This is a genomic window from Yinghuangia aomiensis, assembly GCF_039542225.1.
GTDB classification, from domain to species: domain Bacteria; phylum Actinomycetota; class Actinomycetes; order Streptomycetales; family Streptomycetaceae; genus Yinghuangia; species Yinghuangia aomiensis.
The window spans coordinates 154,097-168,939 of sequence record NZ_BAABHS010000006.1; the positions used below are offsets into that span (position 1 = coordinate 154,097).

A 14,843-nucleotide genomic window follows, 5' to 3' on the forward strand; every position below is an offset into this window, starting at 1 on the left:
ACAGGGGCTGAGAATCACCAGCCGCCCCGCACCTCAAACCGGGCCGTTCGAGCGATACCGCCGAAGCGTCAGCGCCCGACGGCCACCCGGCCCGCGCGCTGCGCCGCCCGCACCGTGGTCCCGGCCGCGCTGCCGGTCCCGGTCCCGGTGGGCGCCGACACCATCGGCCCCGACGCCGGGGCCGCGCCGAAACCCTCGATGACCGCGTGCCACGGCAGGTGCAGGCTCGGCAGGGTCGATCCCACCGCCCACACCGAGGCCCGTCCCGGCCGGGCGCCCGGCACCACGGCCACCGAGAACAGCGACACCCCGGCCTCCGGCGCGGCGGCGACTTCCTGCCACGTGCGGCCGTCCCAGCGCATGGTCAGCGCCTTGTTCGCCGCATCGGCCCGCTCGCCCACGGCCCACACGTCACCGCGCTCGCCGGACACCCCGTGCAGCGTTCCGTCGACCGCGGGCATCGCGGCACGCGTCCACGTCCGGCCGTCCCAGTGGTAGGCCAGCGGCTGCGACGCGCCCACGGCCGTGCTCACGCTTCCGACCGCCCACACGTCGTCGGGAGCCAGCACCGTCACGCCTTCGAGGCTGTACGCCTTGTCGGCGTCGTGCGGCACGTCCACGATCCGCCACGCCCGGCCGTCCCAGCGCTCGGCCAGCGGCCGCCCGGTGCCGTTCGCGTCGTAGGCGACGCCGACCGCCCACACGCCGCCGGTGCGGTCGGGCGCGGCCGCGAACAGCAGGGCATGGCCGCCGGTGTCCGGGGTCGGGACATCCGTCCACGCCTGCCCGTCCCAGTGGTACGCCAAGGGCTTCGCGTCGTCGAGGCGGTCGACCGCGGTCGCACCGACCATCCACACGTCCGACGGCCCGAGCGCCGCCGCACCGAAGGCGTAGGCCGACACGTTCGCGGGCGTCGCCGGCACCGGCGTCTCGCGCCACGTCCGCCCGTCGAAGTGCATCGCCAGCGCCCGGTCGTTGTACGCGGCCGCGTCGTTCCAGTGCCCCAGCGCCCACACGTCGTGCGGTCCGACCGGCAGCACCGCGTCGAACTGGCCCTTGCCGTCGTGGCCGGACACCGGGACGTTGCGCCATGCGGTCCCGTCGAAGTGCTGGACGATCGGCGGTCCGCCGCCGGTATCGCCCTGATAGCCCACCGCCCACGCATCGCGGGGCCCGAGGGCCGCGACCGCGCGGAGTTCCTGGTCGTCCTGCCCGGAGCCGAGCGGCCAGACATGCCAACCGGGTTCCTGGGCACGGGAGTTGCCTGCCCAGGCGGGTCCGGCCGGGTGGGCGAGGGTCAGCGTGACCGCCGCCGTTGCGGCGGCCAGGACCGCCCTGCCGCGCGTACGCATGCCACGGCTCCTTTCGGGGGATGTCGGGCCGTCGACGTTACAAGATCGTTGCCTGGCGACCGCCCCTCCGATCCGCCCGATCGCCGCACCCCGGCGGGAAGTTCACCCGCCCGGCCCAGCCGCGCCACGCCGCCCTCCGGCGAGTCGGCCCGACTCGCGCGCCCCGTTCACCCGCCGCCGGCGGTGCCGCCCGCCGCCGTCCCCGGTGAATTCACCCTCAAGATTCCACCAAATTGTTGAACACACAACGACTCGATGGTTGAATTCACAACGACCGGCACCCGCGGGTTCCTCCCCGGCATCGGCCCGCGCCGTCGTTTTCCCCCCATCACTCCAGGGAGTTCCGCATGACCACCGCTCTCCAGCGCCCCGAACTCGCGGCCGGCACCTGGGTCGTCGACCCGGTGCACTCGGCGGTCTCGTTCACCGTACGGCACCTCGGCCTCGCGGGTGTCCGCGGCGCCTTCGGGCAGTTCTCCGGCGAGATCACGGTCGGCGACGACCCGCTGGCCGCGTCGGTACGCGCCGAGATCGCGATCGCGTCCGTCACCACGCTCAACGAGATGCGCGACGGGCACCTCCTCAGCCCCGACTTCTTCGACGCCGAGGCCCACCCGACCGTCGTCTTCGCGTCCACCGGCGTCAAGCAGGTCGCGGGCGACGAGTACGTCCTGTCCGGCGACCTGACGCTCCGCGGCGTCACCAAGTCCGTCGAGCTGACGCTGGCCTACAACGGCACCCAGACCGACCCGCAGTCCGGCGCCGAGAAGGCCGGCTTCAGCGCGGTCGCGAACATCCTGCGCAGCGACTTCGGCGTCGGCCCGCAGATGTCGCTCCCGTCGGGCGCGCTCGCGATCGCCGACAAGGTGCGCATCGAGCTGGAGATCCAGGCCGCGCTCGCCGGCTGACCAGGCTGCTCATTCCGCGGTCGGGCGGCCGTCCACCAGGTAGACCGTGCCGCCCGACCTGCGCATCTCCAGCGCCACCGCCGCCCGCCGGGCCACCCGCGGGTGGAGCGCGGCCAGCGCGTCGTCCGGCGGCAGTGCGGCGGCGCCGACGAGTTCGAGGTCGACCGCGCGCAGGTCGCGGACCTCGGCGTCGGTGAGCGGACGCGTGTCGAAGACGAAGTGCAGGACCGGGCGCCCGTACACGGCCGCCGACGTCACGTCGCACACCAGCAGGCGCCCGATCAGCAGGTCGAGCCCGATCTCCTCGGCGACCTCGCGGGCCGCGCTCTCGTGCGGCGCCTCGCCCTCCTCGGCCATCCCGCCCGGCAGCTCCCAGCCGTCCTTGTAGGCGGGGTTCACCACCACCAGCCGACCGGCCGCGTCGGTGACCACCACCGCGGCCGAGTACGGCGCCGCCGGGAAGTCCGCCACCAAGTCCTTGACGTCCTGCGGAACCTCGGGATCGGCGACCCCTTCGCCCTGGTCCACACCCACCGTGCCCACCGTGCCTTCCCACGCCGATGCGGGCCGCCCGGGTCAGGGCCGCCCGCACCGACGTTACTGGCACCACCCCTTCGGTTACGGTGCCGACACCGCCCCGAGGATGTCCTGCTTGGCGGCCCGCGCCGCCGGCCGCGTCCCCGCGAGCAGTCCGCCCAGGGCCCCGGAGGCCAGCAGGATCGCCAGCTGCCCGGCGGGAACCCGGTACGGCACCGGCTGGTCTCCGGCAAGCACGCCGACTGCCGCCCAGGCCAGGAACGCGCCGAGCGCCAGCCCGGTCAGCGCGCCGAGGACGGCGACGAACGCCGACTCCCAGCGCAGCGAGGCCCGGACCTGGCCGCGTTCCGCACCGATCGCACGCAACAGGCCCAGTTCGCGGCGTCGTTCGTGGGCGGCCAGCGCAAGGGTGTTGGCGATGCCGCCGAGCGCGATCAGCAACGCCAGGGCCAGCAGCACGTACACCACCGTGACGAACTGGTCGACCATGGCCAGGGACGCGTCGATGTAGGCGTCGCGGTCACGCACCGGCGGATTGCCGTACGCCGCGGCGGCCTTCGTGATCTCGGCCTTCACCTGCTTGGCCGCCGCCCCGTCGGCGAGTCCGACCACGGCCATCGCGTCGACGTCCGCCACCGAGTGCGGCGCCCAGGCCTGACGGTCGATCAGGTAGTCGCCGGTCACCGTGGTGCGCGTGTAGATCCCGGCCAGGGTCAGCGACGCCCGCGCGCCGTCGGGGTAGACGACCGGCACCGCGGTCCCGACCCGCCAGCCGCGGTCCGACGCCACCGAGTCCGCCACGGCGATCTGGTCCGGGCCCAGGCCGGTGGCGGTCCCCGCGTCGAGCCCCAGATCGAGGACGCGGTCGAGCCGCCCGGTGTCCACCGCCATGACCTGCTTGCTCGCCCCGTCCACCAGCGCGTTGCCGCGCTGCATGCCGACCACCGCGTCCACGCCGGGCAGTCGGCCGATGCGCCGGGTCAGCTCCGGGCTGTGTCCGGAACTCGCCCAGCCCGCGGTGCTGGTGGCGACCACGAAGTCGCCGGTCACGGTGTCGCGGGTCTCCCCCTCCGCACCTTGCTTGAGCGACGCGGCGAAGATCGCCACGACGGTGACCACGGCAATACCGACGACCATCGCGGTCGCCGCGCCCGCCGTGCGGCGCGGGCTGCGCAGCACGTTCCCGCGGGCCAGCATCGGCCCGGCGCCCAGCCGGGCGAACGGCGCGGTCAGCAGCCCCCCGAGGAACCGGACCACGACCGGCGCGACCATCAGTACGCCCGCCAGACACAGCAGCGCGCCGATTCCGAACACCCAGGCCGCCGATCCGGTGGCCGCGACCGCGATGCCCGCGGCCGACAGGACCGACCCGCCGACCGTCCGGCGCCGCGGGATACCCGCGTCCTCCGCCGCGGTCGACCGCAGCGCCGCGATGGGCGCGACACGCGAGCCGCGGACAGCGGGGACGAGCGCCGACACCAGCGTGACGACGATGCCGACGGGCAGCACGATCACCGCGACCTGTCCGCGGAACGTCATGCCGCTGATCGGGAAGGCGAACCCGAACGCCGAGAACAGTTCCTTGAGCCCGACCGCCAGCCCCGCCCCGGCGGCCAGCCCGAGCAGCGACGCGGTCACGCCGATCACCAGCGCCTCGGCGAGCGCCTGCGCCCGGATCTGCCGCCGTGACGCGCCGAGCGCCCGCAGCAGCGCGGCCTGGCGCATACGCTGCGCGGTGACCACGGAGAACGTGTGGTTGATCGAGAACGCCGCGACGACCAGCGCGATGGCCGCGAACGCGGACAGGAACGTCCGGAAGATGGTGAGGAACCCGTCCGACACCGCGTCGACCTGCTCCTGCGTCGCCTCGCTGCCCGGGGTCGCCTGCACACCCGGCGGCAGCACGCGCTGGATCGCCGCCGCGGCGGACTCCTGCGCGGCTTTGTCGGGTTGGCCGTTCAGCCTGACCGACACCGAGGTGACCTGGCCGGGGTCGCGGGCGATGTGCGCGCGGGCGCCGTCGAGGCTGAAGGCGGTGTAGGAGCTGCCGCCGAACGCGTCCGCGTCTCCGAAGGTGGCGATGCCGACGACGGTGACCGGCACCGGTGCGGGCGTCAGGACGGTGATGCGGTCGCCGACCTTGAGGTGCCCCTGCTTCGCGGAGGCCCGGTCGACGACGACCTCGTCCGCGGTCCGCGGCGCATGGCCGTTCGCCAGCTTGTACGGGTTGAGCGCCGGGTCCCCGATCCAGTTCCCGGCCAGGCGAGGCCCGTTGCCGGTGAGCATGTCGCCGTCCTTGCCGACGAGTTGGCCGTAGCCGACGACGACGGGTTCGGCGGCGGCCACTCCGGGCACGCCGCGGACGGCGTCGGCGACGCCCGCCGGGATGCCCGCCCGGCTGGTGCCGGGCTGGTCGGTGACGTCCGTGGCGTTGCGGACCACGACGTCGGTGCCCGCGCCGTTGTCGCGGATCAGGCCGGTGACGGACGACTTGAGCGTGTCGGACAGGATGAGCGCGCCGGACAGGAACGCGGTGCCGAGCAGCACCGCGACCATCAGGCCCGCGATGCGGCGCCTGTAGGCGGCGAGGTTGCGCAGCGTCAGCCTGCCGACGCCGAGTCGGGGAAGTTCCTTGGTCCGTGTTCCCGGTGTTCCCGGTGTTTCCGGTGTCGTGGTGCTCATGACCGCACACCCGTCTTGACCGCGTCGAAGGCCTTCATCCGGTCGAGGACGGCGTCCGGGGTGGGCGCGTCCATGCGGTCGGCGATCCGCCCGTCGGCGAGGAACACCACGGTGTCCGCGTAGCCGGCCGCGACCGGGTCGTGCGTGACCATGAGCACGGTCTGGCCGAGGGTGTCGACGGATTCCCGGAGCAGCGCGAGGACTTCGGCGCCGCTGCGGGAGTCGAGGTTGCCGGTGGGCTCGTCGGCGAGGATCAGTTCGGGCCGGGTGGCCAGGGCGCGGGCCACGGCGACGCGCTGCTGCTGGCCGCCGGACAGTTCGGCGGGCCGGTGGCCGAGCCGGTCGCGCAGGCCGACCGCGTCGACCACGCGGTCGACCCACGCGGGGTCGAGCCGGGTCCCGGCGAGGGACGCGGGCAGGGTGATGTTCTCGCCCGCGGTGAGGGTGGGCAGCAGGTTGAACGCCTGGAACACGAAGCCGATGCGGTCGCGGCGCAGCCGGGTGAGCTGCTTGTCGGACAGCGTGCCGAGGTCGGTGTCGCCGAGCAGCACCTGGCCGCCGGTGAGGGTGTCGAGGCCGGCCAGGCAGTGCAGGAGGGTGGACTTTCCGGACCCGGAGGGGCCCATGACCGCGGTGAAGCGGCCGGGGGTGAAGCCCACGGTGACGTCGTCGAGGGCGCGGACTTCGGTGGCGCCCGCGCCGTAGGCGCGCACGCCGTTCCGTACGCATGCGGCGTACCGGGGAGACGTACCGGACATGACAGGGCTCCCGGATGAGAGGGGGCGGGAGGCGGGTTTTCCGGTCGTGCGACCGGGCCGCCTTGGATGCCTCCAGCCTTGTCGTGCGGCGGTGCGGAATCGTCCGGCGGCGGGAGGCTCGTGGCGGTCTCCCGGCGGAGGCGGCGGGTCTGCCGCGGGGGTGTCCGGCGTACTCCCCGGGGAGCAGTCCGCGTGGGCCGGCTGCGCCGTGCGGAGTCCGGGCGATGCCGCCGTGCGCGGGACGGAAGCCGCAGGTCGCGCGCCCTAGAGTGGCGAAGGTGAGCAGAACGTCCCGAGTCCTCCCCGAGGCGGAACCCGATCCGGACGGCAGGCCTGCGGGCGGTGCCCGGCCGGCCGACGCCGGCGGTCCGCCGTTCGGTCCGCGGCTGTTCGGTCCGCGTTTCCCGCCGCCGCTGGCGTGGCTGCCGCGCGATGTGCTGCTGTCCGTGTTCCTGGGGGCCCTGCAGATCGCCGGCACGTTCGGTGCGGCACGCGGCCAGCGGCACACCGCCGGGCTGCGCGGTCTGGACGCCTTGGCGATCGTGCTGGCGTGCATCGGCCCGCTGCTGCTGCTCGTGCGGCGCCGCTACCCGGTGCCGGTGCTGATCGCGTCGGTGCTGCCTCCGCTGGTGTACGCGCTGCGCGACTATCCGCCCGGCCCGGTGTACCTGTCGCTGGTCGTCGCGCTGTTCACCGCGATGACCGCGGGCTGCCGGACGGTGTCCTACGTCGTCCTGGTCGCGGGCTACGTGGTCATAGGCTGGATCGTGCCGTGGGTGCGCGACGACGAGCCGCCGAGCGCGGCCTGGGCGGGCGGGGTCGCGGCATGGCTGATGGTGCTCGCCGCGTTCAGCGAGGTCGTGCGGGTGCGGCGGGCGTACGTGGCCGCCGAGCGGCAGCGTGCCGCCGAGGAGCAGGCCGCCCGCGAGGAGGCCGAACGCCGCCGCGCGGGCGAGGAGCGGCTGCGCATCGCCCGCGAACTCCACGACGTGCTCGCCCACCACATCTCGCTGATGAACGTGCAGGCCTCGGTCGGCCTGGAGTTGATGGACGCGAACCCCGAGCAGGCCCGCACCGCGCTCACCGCGGTCAAGCAGGCGAGCCGGGAAGCGCTCGGCGAACTCCGGGGCGTGCTGGCGATTCTCAAGGGCGAGGGCGAGTCGGCGCCGCGTACGCCCACCGCAGGACTCGCCGACCTCGACGATCTGGTGTCACGAGCCTCGACCGCGCATCTCGCGGTGCGGCTGGAACGCGACAACGCGGTGCGGGACCTGCCCGGACCGGTCGGATTGGCCGCGTACCGCATCGTGCAGGAGGCGGTGACGAACGCGGTGCGGCATTCCGGTGCCGCGCACGTGACCGTGCGCCTGTCGCTCGCGGACGGCGGCGGCGCACTGCGGGTCGCCGTGGAGGACGACGGGCGCGGGCCCACCGGGGCCGCGGGCACGTCCGGCGGCCACGGCCTGCGCAACATGCGGGAGCGGGCAAGTGCCCTGGGCGGCACGCTGTCCAGCGGCGCCCGTCCCGGTGGCGGCTTCCGGGTGGTGGCCGTGCTGCCGGTCACCGGCGACAATGCAGGCGACGCGCGGGACGGCCGCGCGGACGCCCACGAGGGAGACGGTGCCGCGTGATCAGGTTGGTCCTCGCCGACGACCAGGCGCTGGTCCGCGCCGGATTCCGGGCGCTGATCGACGCGCAGCCGGACATGGAGGTGGTCGCCGAGGCCGCCGACGGCGAGGCGGCGTTCGCCGCGGTCCGCGAACACCGGCCCGACGTCGTGCTCATGGACATCCGCATGCCGGGCGTCGACGGCCTGGAAGCGGCCCGCCGGATCACCGCGGACCCGGACCTGACCGCGACGCGGGTCATCATCCTCACCACGTTCGACCTCGACGAGTACGTGTTCGAGGCGCTCCGGCACGGGGTCAGCGGCTTCCTGGTCAAGGACACCGAGCCGGCCGAACTGGTGCGCGGCGTACGCTCCGTGGCCTCCGGCGACGCGCTCCTGTCGCCCGGCGTCACCCGGCGCCTCATCGAGGAGTACAGCGCGCAGGCCACCCCGCCCGCGCAGACCCCGGGCCTGGAACTCCTGACCGGCCGCGAGCGCGAGGTCGTCGGCCTGGTCGGCCAAGGCCTGTCGAACGAGGAAATCGCGGACCAGTTGGTGGTGAGCCCGCTGACCGCCAAGACGCACGTCAGCCGCGCCATGGTGAAGCTTGCCGTCCGGGACCGCGCGCAGTTGGTCGTGTTCGCCTACGAGACCGGGCTGGTCCGGCCGGGGCGCCGCTGAATCCGGCAATTCGGCTTCTCACTAAGCCCGTTCGAGGGAAAACCGGCGGTCGGCGGGGAAAGCATCCCGGCATGGACGTCCACAGCCTGGCCGCCGTGCTCGGGGCCGCCGCGGGTCTGGCCGGTGCGTACCTCCATCGCCGCGGGCGGGTGCGGGCGTGGCTGCCGCATCTGTTCATGGCCGCCGCCATGGCCGCGATGGCACTCCCCGAACGCGATCCGCTGGGGCCGGCGGGCTGGATGCTGCTGCTCGGCGTGGGCGCCGCCTGGGCGCTGGGGCGTCCGGGGACGCGGCGCGGGGCGGGCCGGGCCGCCGCGGCCCTGGATTTGTACGCGATGGGCGTCCTCACGCTGCTGATGCCGGCCGTGCACGGCGGCGGGCACGCGCACCACGGGGGCGGCGCGGATTCGACGTGGTGGGTGCCGCCGTATGCGGCGCTGCTTGCCGTGTGGTTCGCGGCCCGCGTGGCGTTGGCCACCGCCGAGTACCGCCGTTACGCGGCCGTGCCCGCGTCCGGTCCGCGGTTCGACGGCTGCGCGAATCCATCGGTGTCGTCGGCGTGTTCGACGGCGATGATCACGTCGATGGCGGTGATGGCTTTCGCGGCGTAGCGGCCTTGCCGCGCGGTCAGTCCTCGTCCGCCATCAGCGCCAGCTTGGTCACCGTGTTCCAATTGCGCGCCGTCCCGCCCGCCTTCAGCTTGCGTTCGACGACGAGCGGCAGCTTGGCTTCGTTGATGCCGCGCGGCAGGTTGTAGTAGATCTCCCGGCCGGTGACGGCCATTTCGTCCGGCGGATATGCGGCGGCGTCGACGTCGGCCAGCTTGGCGGTGTCGACGGGCTCGGCGAAGAACGTCACCAGGAACTTCGACGGGTGGCCGACGTCGAGCGGGTTGGCGTCCACGACCGCGCGCATCTCGGCGCCGGTGCGGACCATGACGCGGATGCTGCCGCCGAAGGTCTCGGTGATCGCCGCTTCCACGGCGGCGGACACCGTGGCGGGATCGGCGGCGTCGGCCCGGAAGACCGCGTTGCCGCTCTGCAGCAGCGTGGCGACTTCGGCATAGCCCAACCCGTCGAGCATCGCGCGGAGTTCCGCCATCGGGATCTTGTTCTTGCCGCCGACGTTGATACCGCGGAGCAGCGCGACGAAGCGGGTCACAGGGGGCGTCCTTTCGGGGGCCGTGCGGCAGGTCGTGCCGGTGGTCAGAGCGACGAGTACAGCATCCAGGCGACGTGCATGACCTCCGGCTTGCCGGACTCGGGGAGCGTGGCGTCCTGGACGTCCCACACGGCGGACAGCACCGCCACGACGAACCCCCACATCGTCAGCATGTCGCGGCCGAGATCGGCGCCCGGCACCGCGCCGTCGAGTTCCTCGGCGAGCACGCCGATCCGGCTGTCGAGAATGCGCGCGGCACCGCAGCCGGTCGAGCGGCTCGGCAGCAGCCCCGGATTCCACAGCATGACCGCGGTGTCGAACCCGGGGTCGCCGCGCAGCCCCTTGGGGTCGATCGCCAGCCAGGCCGGGGCGCCGTCGCGGGTGGCGTGCAGCAGGTTGCCGTGGTGGAGGTCGCCGTGCAGGAGCAGTCCGGCGTGCGGGGCGGAGGCCAGGTCGCGGAAGAGGCCGCGGGCGGCGGCGAAGAGGTCGGGGTCGAGGGGCCCGGCGGCGGGGTGGGTGTCCGCGTACCAGTCGAAGTCCTCGGCGTACTCAACGACTTCGGGAATCCGGACGGTGTCGGTGGTGCCGGGCACCGCGAGGGCTTCGGGGGCCGGCTGCCACAGGCCGCGCATCGAGGCGGCCAGGGCCCGGGTGGCCGCGGCGTCGTCCGCCTTGATGCCGAGTGCTGCGGCGCGCGGCGGCCAGGTGGCGTCGGCGAGCGTCTCGGCGGTGTACCCCGGCTCGGCGCGTTCCAGCAGCATGATCCGGGCGTCGGGGTCGTGGTGGTGGAGCCGCGTCGCGCCGCGGCCCTGCCAGGCGGCGAGCACGGCGGCCTCTCGCGCGGCGGTCTCGGCGCCGGGCGGTGCGGCTTTGACCACGTGGCCGGTGCCGTCGGCCGCGTCGGCGGAGGCGACGAAGTTGTAGGAGAGCGGATAGGGCTCGCCGACGGTCAACCCGTGGGCGTCCGCGTACGCGCCGACCAGCGCGGGCAGCCCGGCCAGCCAGGCCCGGCCTTCGGCTCCGTACAGGCTGCTGATCGTGTCGCGGAAAGCCCGCGGCGGCTTCCAGTCCGCGCGCACGGTTGCTAGCTCGCGGCGCGCAGGCCGGCGGGACGCGGCTGGAGCAGGGCGTCGACGAGGGGCGCGGACGGGTCGATCGTCAGATCGAGCGGCGCGGGCGGGCGTCCGGCCCGGATCAGCAGGTCGCCGACCGCGGCGGTCATCGCCCCGTTGTCGGTGCACAGCCGCAGCGGCGGCACGCGCAACGCGATCCCGGCGGCCGCGCAGCGCTCCTCGGCGAGCGCCCGCACCCGCGAGTTCGCCGCGACCCCGCCGACGACGACGAGGGTGTCGACCCCGCGGGCCCGGCAGGCTGCCACCGCCTTGCGGGTCAGCACGTCCGCAATGGCCTCCTGCAGCGACGCGGCGGCGTCCGCGACGGCGGGTTCGCGCCCGGCACGCCGCTCCGCCTCGGCCCACCGCGCCGCGGCGGTCTTGAGCCCGGAGAACGAGAACCCGAACGCGGCGTCGCGCGGCCCGGTCATCGGCCGCGGGAAGGCGACCGCCTTCGCGTTGCCGGTCTTGGCGGCCCGGTCGACGTTGGGGCCGCCGGGGTACGGCAGCCCGAGCACGCGCGCGGCCTTGTCGAAGCACTCCCCCGCGGCGTCGTCGACGGTGTCGCCGAGGTGCTCGATCGGGTCGGTGGCGAGGTCGCGGACGTAGAGGAGCGAGGTGTGGCCGCCGGAGACGATCAGCACGATCGACGGGTTCGGCAGCGGCTCGCCGTCGAGCGTGGCGGCGGCGACGTGCCCGGCGAGGTGGTGGACGCCGTACAGCGGCACGTCCAGCGCCAGCGCGTAGGCCTTCGCGGCGGCGACCCCGACCTGCAGCGCGGTGGCCAGACCCGGGCCGGCGGTGACGGCGATCGCGCCGACGTCCGCGAGCGTGAGGCCGGCGTCGGCGAGCGCGGCACGGACCACCGGGGTGACGGAGTGCAGGTGCGCGCGGGCGGCGATCTCGGGCACGACACCGCCGAACCGGGCGTGCTCGTCCATGCTCGACGCGACCGCCTGCCCGAGCACGACCCCGTCCCGGACCAGCCCGACCCCGGTCTCGTCGCACGACGTCTCGATCCCGAGAACCACCGGACCCACCGTGACACCGCCCTCACCCTGGGAAACCGCGGCTCCTGCGCCGCACCGGGGCAAGATTAGCGGGCCGCCACCGCAGGGCCGCGGTCCCCCGATCGGCGTAGCGTGGAGCGAGGGGCAACTCCAGCGCCATCGAGGGAGACGTCCAATGCCCGGATCGACCACCCTGAGCCGCCACGCCTCGGCGACCTTTCTCGACCACACGGACGCGGAACGCCTGCTCGCCGTCGTCAACGAACTCGCCCGCATGACCGTCGACACCCCGAACCGCTTGTCGGACGCCCAGGTCGCCGCGCTGTGCGGCCCCTCGATGTCCGGCCGGGCCGAACTGGCCGCGTGGCTCACCGGATTGAGTGGAACGGTGAGCGAACAGCAACATCATGGTTTGGGCCATGCGTGAATGTTGCTACGTTCTGTGGCGAGAGCCGCACCACTTGTGACATGGAGGGGCAGATGGCCGAAGTCGAAATCACCATTCGCATCGACGAAGCGGTCTTGGCCGAAGCAAAGTCGTTGATGCGCACCGAGGGCAACGAGGAGACGCTGCTCGAGGCCGTGACCGTGGCCATCGGCGCCGTGTACCAACGCCGCGCCGCCTTGCAGCGGATGCAGCAGATGGCGGCCGATGGCGACCTGTTCACGGAGAACGTCCGGGAGAAGCGGCCGGCGTGAGCGAGAGCTACTTGATCGACGCGAGCGCCTGCCACCGGCTCGTCCGCAATGCAGCAGTTGCGCGCGAGTGGAACGAGGTAGTCGAAAAGGGTCGGGTCGGCGTCAGCGGATATACCCAACTCGAACTCGTCCACGGCATGAGCGACCGCGCCCATCCGGCGTTCGTGGAACGCGATCTGCTGAATGCGCTCACATGGACCGTCGATCCCGACGGTGTTGTGAGACGAGCCAAGCAGGTCCAGGGCATGCTGCGTGAGCGCAGTTGGCATCAGGGCCCCGGCGTCGTGGACCTGCTGGTCGCAGCGACCGCCCAGCTCCTCGGGCTGACGCTCCTGCACTACGACGCCGATTTCGAAACCATCGCCAAGGTCACCGGCCAGCCCCACCGCTGGATCGCCGTGCGCGGGTCCGTGTCCTAAGGCGCAGCACGTCTGCTGGCGGGGGTCGTCGCACAGTTCGCACACACTCCCGTCAGCGCCACCCCCATCGGGTCCAGTCTGAAGCCCGAGTCGTCCGCCAGGCGCTTGGCCGCGTCGTCGAGCAGGTCTCCCGCGGCCCGTGTCACCGTGCCGCAGACGTTGCAGCGGACGTGGACGAACGTCTCGTCCTCCCCGGTCAGTTCACCGGCCAACCGGTAGGCCGCCGCGTCCTGGCCCATGCGCGTCTGGACGACCAGCCCCAGCCGTTCGAGCGCGTCCAGCGCGCGGTAGATCGTCGTGCGGTGCACCCCCGGCGCCGCGCGGTTGACCTCGGCGAAGATGCCGTCCGCGGTCAGGTAGCCGGGAGCCGAAGGGTCGGCCAACACCCGCAGAACCGCCGTGCGCGCGACGGTGACCCGCTCGCCGTGGGCGCGGATCCGGCGGACCGCTTCGTCGACGGTTTGCGCCGGGGTGGGGTGTGGCGATGCGGGGTCCATATGCAACAGTGTTGCATGTAGCCCGCCACCCGGCGATCCGGGCCGGGCGCCGGAAGCCTTCACGGCGAAGGCCCGCACCGCACACCGGAGGGAGCAGCGCATGGACGGCACACCCGTGGTCCGCGACCGCGCCGACGCCTGCCCCGGTGCGCTCGACGCCGCGCCCGCCGACGACGGACTGATCGCCCGCGTCCGCCTCCCCGGCGGCCGGCTCACCCCCGCCGCGGCGCGCACGCTCGCCGCGTGCGCCGACGCGCTCGGCAAAGGCCACGTCGACCTGACCGTCCGCGCCAACCTCCAGCTCCGCGGCCTCACCCCCGACGGCGTCACCGCCCTCGCGCCGCGCCTCGCCGCCGCCGGGCTGCTGCCGTCGCGGACCCACGACCGGGTCCGGAACATCGTCGCGTCGCCGTTCGCGGGCCGGGACCCGGGCGCGCTGGTCGACGGCGAGGCGATCGTCGTCGCTTTGGACACCGCGTTGTGCCGTATACCCGAACTCGCCGCACTTCCAGGGAGATTCCTGTTCTCCGTCGACGACGGGGGCTTCCCGGTGGCGACGCGTCGGCACGACGTGGCCCTGGTCGCCGCCGGCCCAGGCGCTGTCGCGCTGTGGGTCGGGGGGACCGACACCGGACTCCGCGCGACCGCCGCCGAAGCACCGGGAGTAGCGCTCGCGGCGGCCAAAGCCTTTCTGCGGCTGCGGGCGGCTGCCGACAGCAGCGCTTGGCATGTCCGCGAACTCCCCGGCGCCGCCGAGGAGGTGGCGAACGCACTGGGCGGCACCCCCACGGCACCCGAACCCCGGCGCGCCGGCCCGAAGCTCGGTCGCCACCGGCAAACCGATGGCCGCTGGGCCGTCTCCGCGCTCGTCCCGCTCGGCCGCTTGACGTCGCGTCAGCTCATCGCGCTTGCCGACCTTGCCGACCGGGTGAGTGCCCCGGGCCACGGCCGCCTCCGGGTTTCCCCGTGGCGTGGCATCGTCGTCGGAGACGTACCGGCATCGCAGGTGGCCGACGTGATTGCCGCGCTGGCCGCGATCGACGTGCCCGCCGACCCGGACTCGCCCTGGCGGGGCATCAGCGCGTGCAGCGGCGTCGGCGAGTGCCGCCGGGCGGCGGCGGATGTCCGGGGGTTGGCGCGGGCATTCGCGGAGGCCGGCGGCGTGGCCGCGACGCGGCATGACGGTCCGGCAGCGGTCCCCCCTCGCCGGCTGCCCGACTGCCAGGAACTTCCCCGCACCTCTGTCCACTTCGCCGCGTGCGAACGAGCCTGCGGAAAGCCCGCCGGAGCGGCGACCGCGATCACGCACGGCAATGCCGCCGAGGTCACCGTCGTCGGTGCGTCGGCGGAGGTCTCCGCGGGCGTTGAGGCCGCCGCCGCGACCCTTGCCGGCTTCCCCCCGCCTGACCGCTGAGCGG

Annotated in this window: 16 protein-coding genes; 8 read left to right on the forward strand and 8 right to left on the reverse strand. The window is 73.9% G+C overall.

Annotated features, from left to right (window positions below; genetic code table 11):
* Positions 1-68 precede the first annotated feature (68 nt).
* Positions 69-1,352: a hypothetical protein gene (locus tag ABEA93_RS10165; protein WP_345675053.1), complete on the reverse strand. Its 1,284-nt coding sequence runs from the start codon at positions 1,350-1,352 to the stop codon at positions 69-71.
* 347 nt (positions 1,353-1,699) lie between these two features.
* Between ABEA93_RS10165 and ABEA93_RS10170 the strand changes: the two genes are divergently transcribed.
* Complete coding sequence (locus ABEA93_RS10170; protein ID WP_345675054.1) at positions 1,700-2,260, forward strand: YceI family protein; 561 nt, start codon at positions 1,700-1,702, stop codon at positions 2,258-2,260.
* A 9-nt stretch (positions 2,261-2,269) separates the two neighbouring features.
* Here the strand turns inward: ABEA93_RS10170 and ABEA93_RS10175 are convergent, their stop codons facing one another.
* The 3 genes from ABEA93_RS10175 to ABEA93_RS10185 form a co-directional block, all read right to left on the reverse strand.
* Positions 2,270-2,794, reverse strand: a complete 525-nt coding sequence (locus tag ABEA93_RS10175) for an NUDIX domain-containing protein (RefSeq protein WP_345675055.1) — start codon at positions 2,792-2,794, stop codon at positions 2,270-2,272.
* An 84-nt stretch (positions 2,795-2,878) separates the two neighbouring features.
* A complete protein-coding gene (locus ABEA93_RS10180; RefSeq protein ID WP_345675056.1) occupies positions 2,879-5,479 on the reverse strand; it encodes an FtsX-like permease family protein in 2,601 nt (866 codons plus the stop codon).
* Positions 5,476-6,237, reverse strand: a complete 762-nt coding sequence (locus ABEA93_RS10185; RefSeq protein ID WP_345675057.1) for an ABC transporter ATP-binding protein — start codon at positions 6,235-6,237, stop codon at positions 5,476-5,478. Before ABEA93_RS10185 ends, ABEA93_RS10180 begins: the two co-directional genes overlap by 4 nt.
* Before the next feature lie 278 nt (positions 6,238-6,515).
* Here ABEA93_RS10185 and ABEA93_RS10190 point away from each other — a divergent pair, with 278 nt between their 5' ends.
* The 3 genes from ABEA93_RS10190 (at position 6,516) to ABEA93_RS10200 (ending at position 9,138) form a co-directional block, all read left to right on the forward strand.
* Positions 6,516-7,868 (forward strand): sensor histidine kinase, encoded by a 1,353-nt coding sequence (locus ABEA93_RS10190; RefSeq protein ID WP_345675058.1) that lies wholly within the window; start codon positions 6,516-6,518, stop codon positions 7,866-7,868.
* Positions 7,865-8,527 carry a response regulator transcription factor gene (locus tag ABEA93_RS10195; RefSeq protein ID WP_345675059.1) on the forward strand — a complete coding sequence of 221 codons (663 nt, stop codon included), beginning with the start codon at positions 7,865-7,867 and terminating at the stop codon, positions 8,525-8,527. The genes ABEA93_RS10190 and ABEA93_RS10195 overlap by 4 nt, the downstream gene beginning before the upstream one ends.
* 71 nt (positions 8,528-8,598) lie before the next feature.
* Positions 8,599-9,138 carry a DUF5134 domain-containing protein gene (locus tag ABEA93_RS10200; protein WP_345675060.1) on the forward strand — a complete coding sequence of 180 codons (540 nt, stop codon included), beginning with the start codon at positions 8,599-8,601 and terminating at the stop codon, positions 9,136-9,138.
* 16 nt (positions 9,139-9,154) lie between these two features.
* On the opposite strand, the gene ABEA93_RS10205 is transcribed toward ABEA93_RS10200, so the two are convergent.
* The 3 genes from ABEA93_RS10205 to tsaD are packed head-to-tail and all read right to left on the reverse strand — an operon-like array spanning position 9,155 to position 11,831.
* Positions 9,155-9,688 carry a DUF1697 domain-containing protein gene (locus ABEA93_RS10205; RefSeq protein ID WP_345675061.1) on the reverse strand — a complete coding sequence of 178 codons (534 nt, stop codon included), beginning with the start codon at positions 9,686-9,688 and terminating at the stop codon, positions 9,155-9,157.
* Positions 9,689-9,732: 44 nt separating this feature from the next.
* Positions 9,733-10,767, reverse strand: coding sequence for an aminoglycoside phosphotransferase family protein (locus tag ABEA93_RS10210; protein WP_345675062.1), 1,035 nt, complete (start codon positions 10,765-10,767; stop codon positions 9,733-9,735).
* A gap of 5 nt (positions 10,768-10,772) precedes the next feature.
* Entirely contained in the window at positions 10,773-11,831 is a 1,059-nt protein-coding gene (gene tsaD / locus ABEA93_RS10215; RefSeq protein ID WP_345675063.1) for a tRNA (adenosine(37)-N6)-threonylcarbamoyltransferase complex transferase subunit TsaD, read from the reverse strand.
* A 154-nt stretch (positions 11,832-11,985) separates the two neighbouring features.
* Between tsaD and ABEA93_RS10220 the strand changes: the two genes are divergently transcribed.
* From ABEA93_RS10220 to ABEA93_RS10230, 3 genes are read left to right on the forward strand one after another with little or no spacing between them, the layout of a single operon-like run.
* A complete protein-coding gene (locus tag ABEA93_RS10220) occupies positions 11,986-12,237 on the forward strand; it encodes a hypothetical protein (protein WP_345675064.1) in 252 nt (83 codons plus the stop codon).
* A 53-nt stretch (positions 12,238-12,290) separates the two neighbouring features.
* A complete protein-coding gene (locus ABEA93_RS10225; RefSeq protein WP_345675065.1) occupies positions 12,291-12,509 on the forward strand; it encodes a hypothetical protein in 219 nt (72 codons plus the stop codon).
* Entirely contained in the window at positions 12,506-12,928 is a 423-nt protein-coding gene (locus ABEA93_RS10230; RefSeq protein ID WP_345675066.1) for a PIN domain-containing protein, read from the forward strand. The genes ABEA93_RS10225 and ABEA93_RS10230 overlap by 4 nt, the downstream gene beginning before the upstream one ends.
* On the opposite strand, the gene ABEA93_RS10235 is transcribed toward ABEA93_RS10230, so the two are convergent.
* Positions 12,925-13,425: a Fur family transcriptional regulator gene (locus tag ABEA93_RS10235; protein WP_345675067.1), complete on the reverse strand. Its 501-nt coding sequence runs from the start codon at positions 13,423-13,425 to the stop codon at positions 12,925-12,927. The two genes, ABEA93_RS10230 and ABEA93_RS10235, sit on opposite strands and share 4 nt — an antisense overlap.
* A gap of 100 nt (positions 13,426-13,525) precedes the next feature.
* Here ABEA93_RS10235 and cobG point away from each other — a divergent pair, with 100 nt between their 5' ends.
* Positions 13,526-14,839, forward strand: a complete 1,314-nt coding sequence (gene cobG, locus ABEA93_RS10240) for a precorrin-3B synthase (protein ID WP_345675068.1) — start codon at positions 13,526-13,528, stop codon at positions 14,837-14,839.
* Positions 14,840-14,843 lie beyond the last annotated feature (4 nt).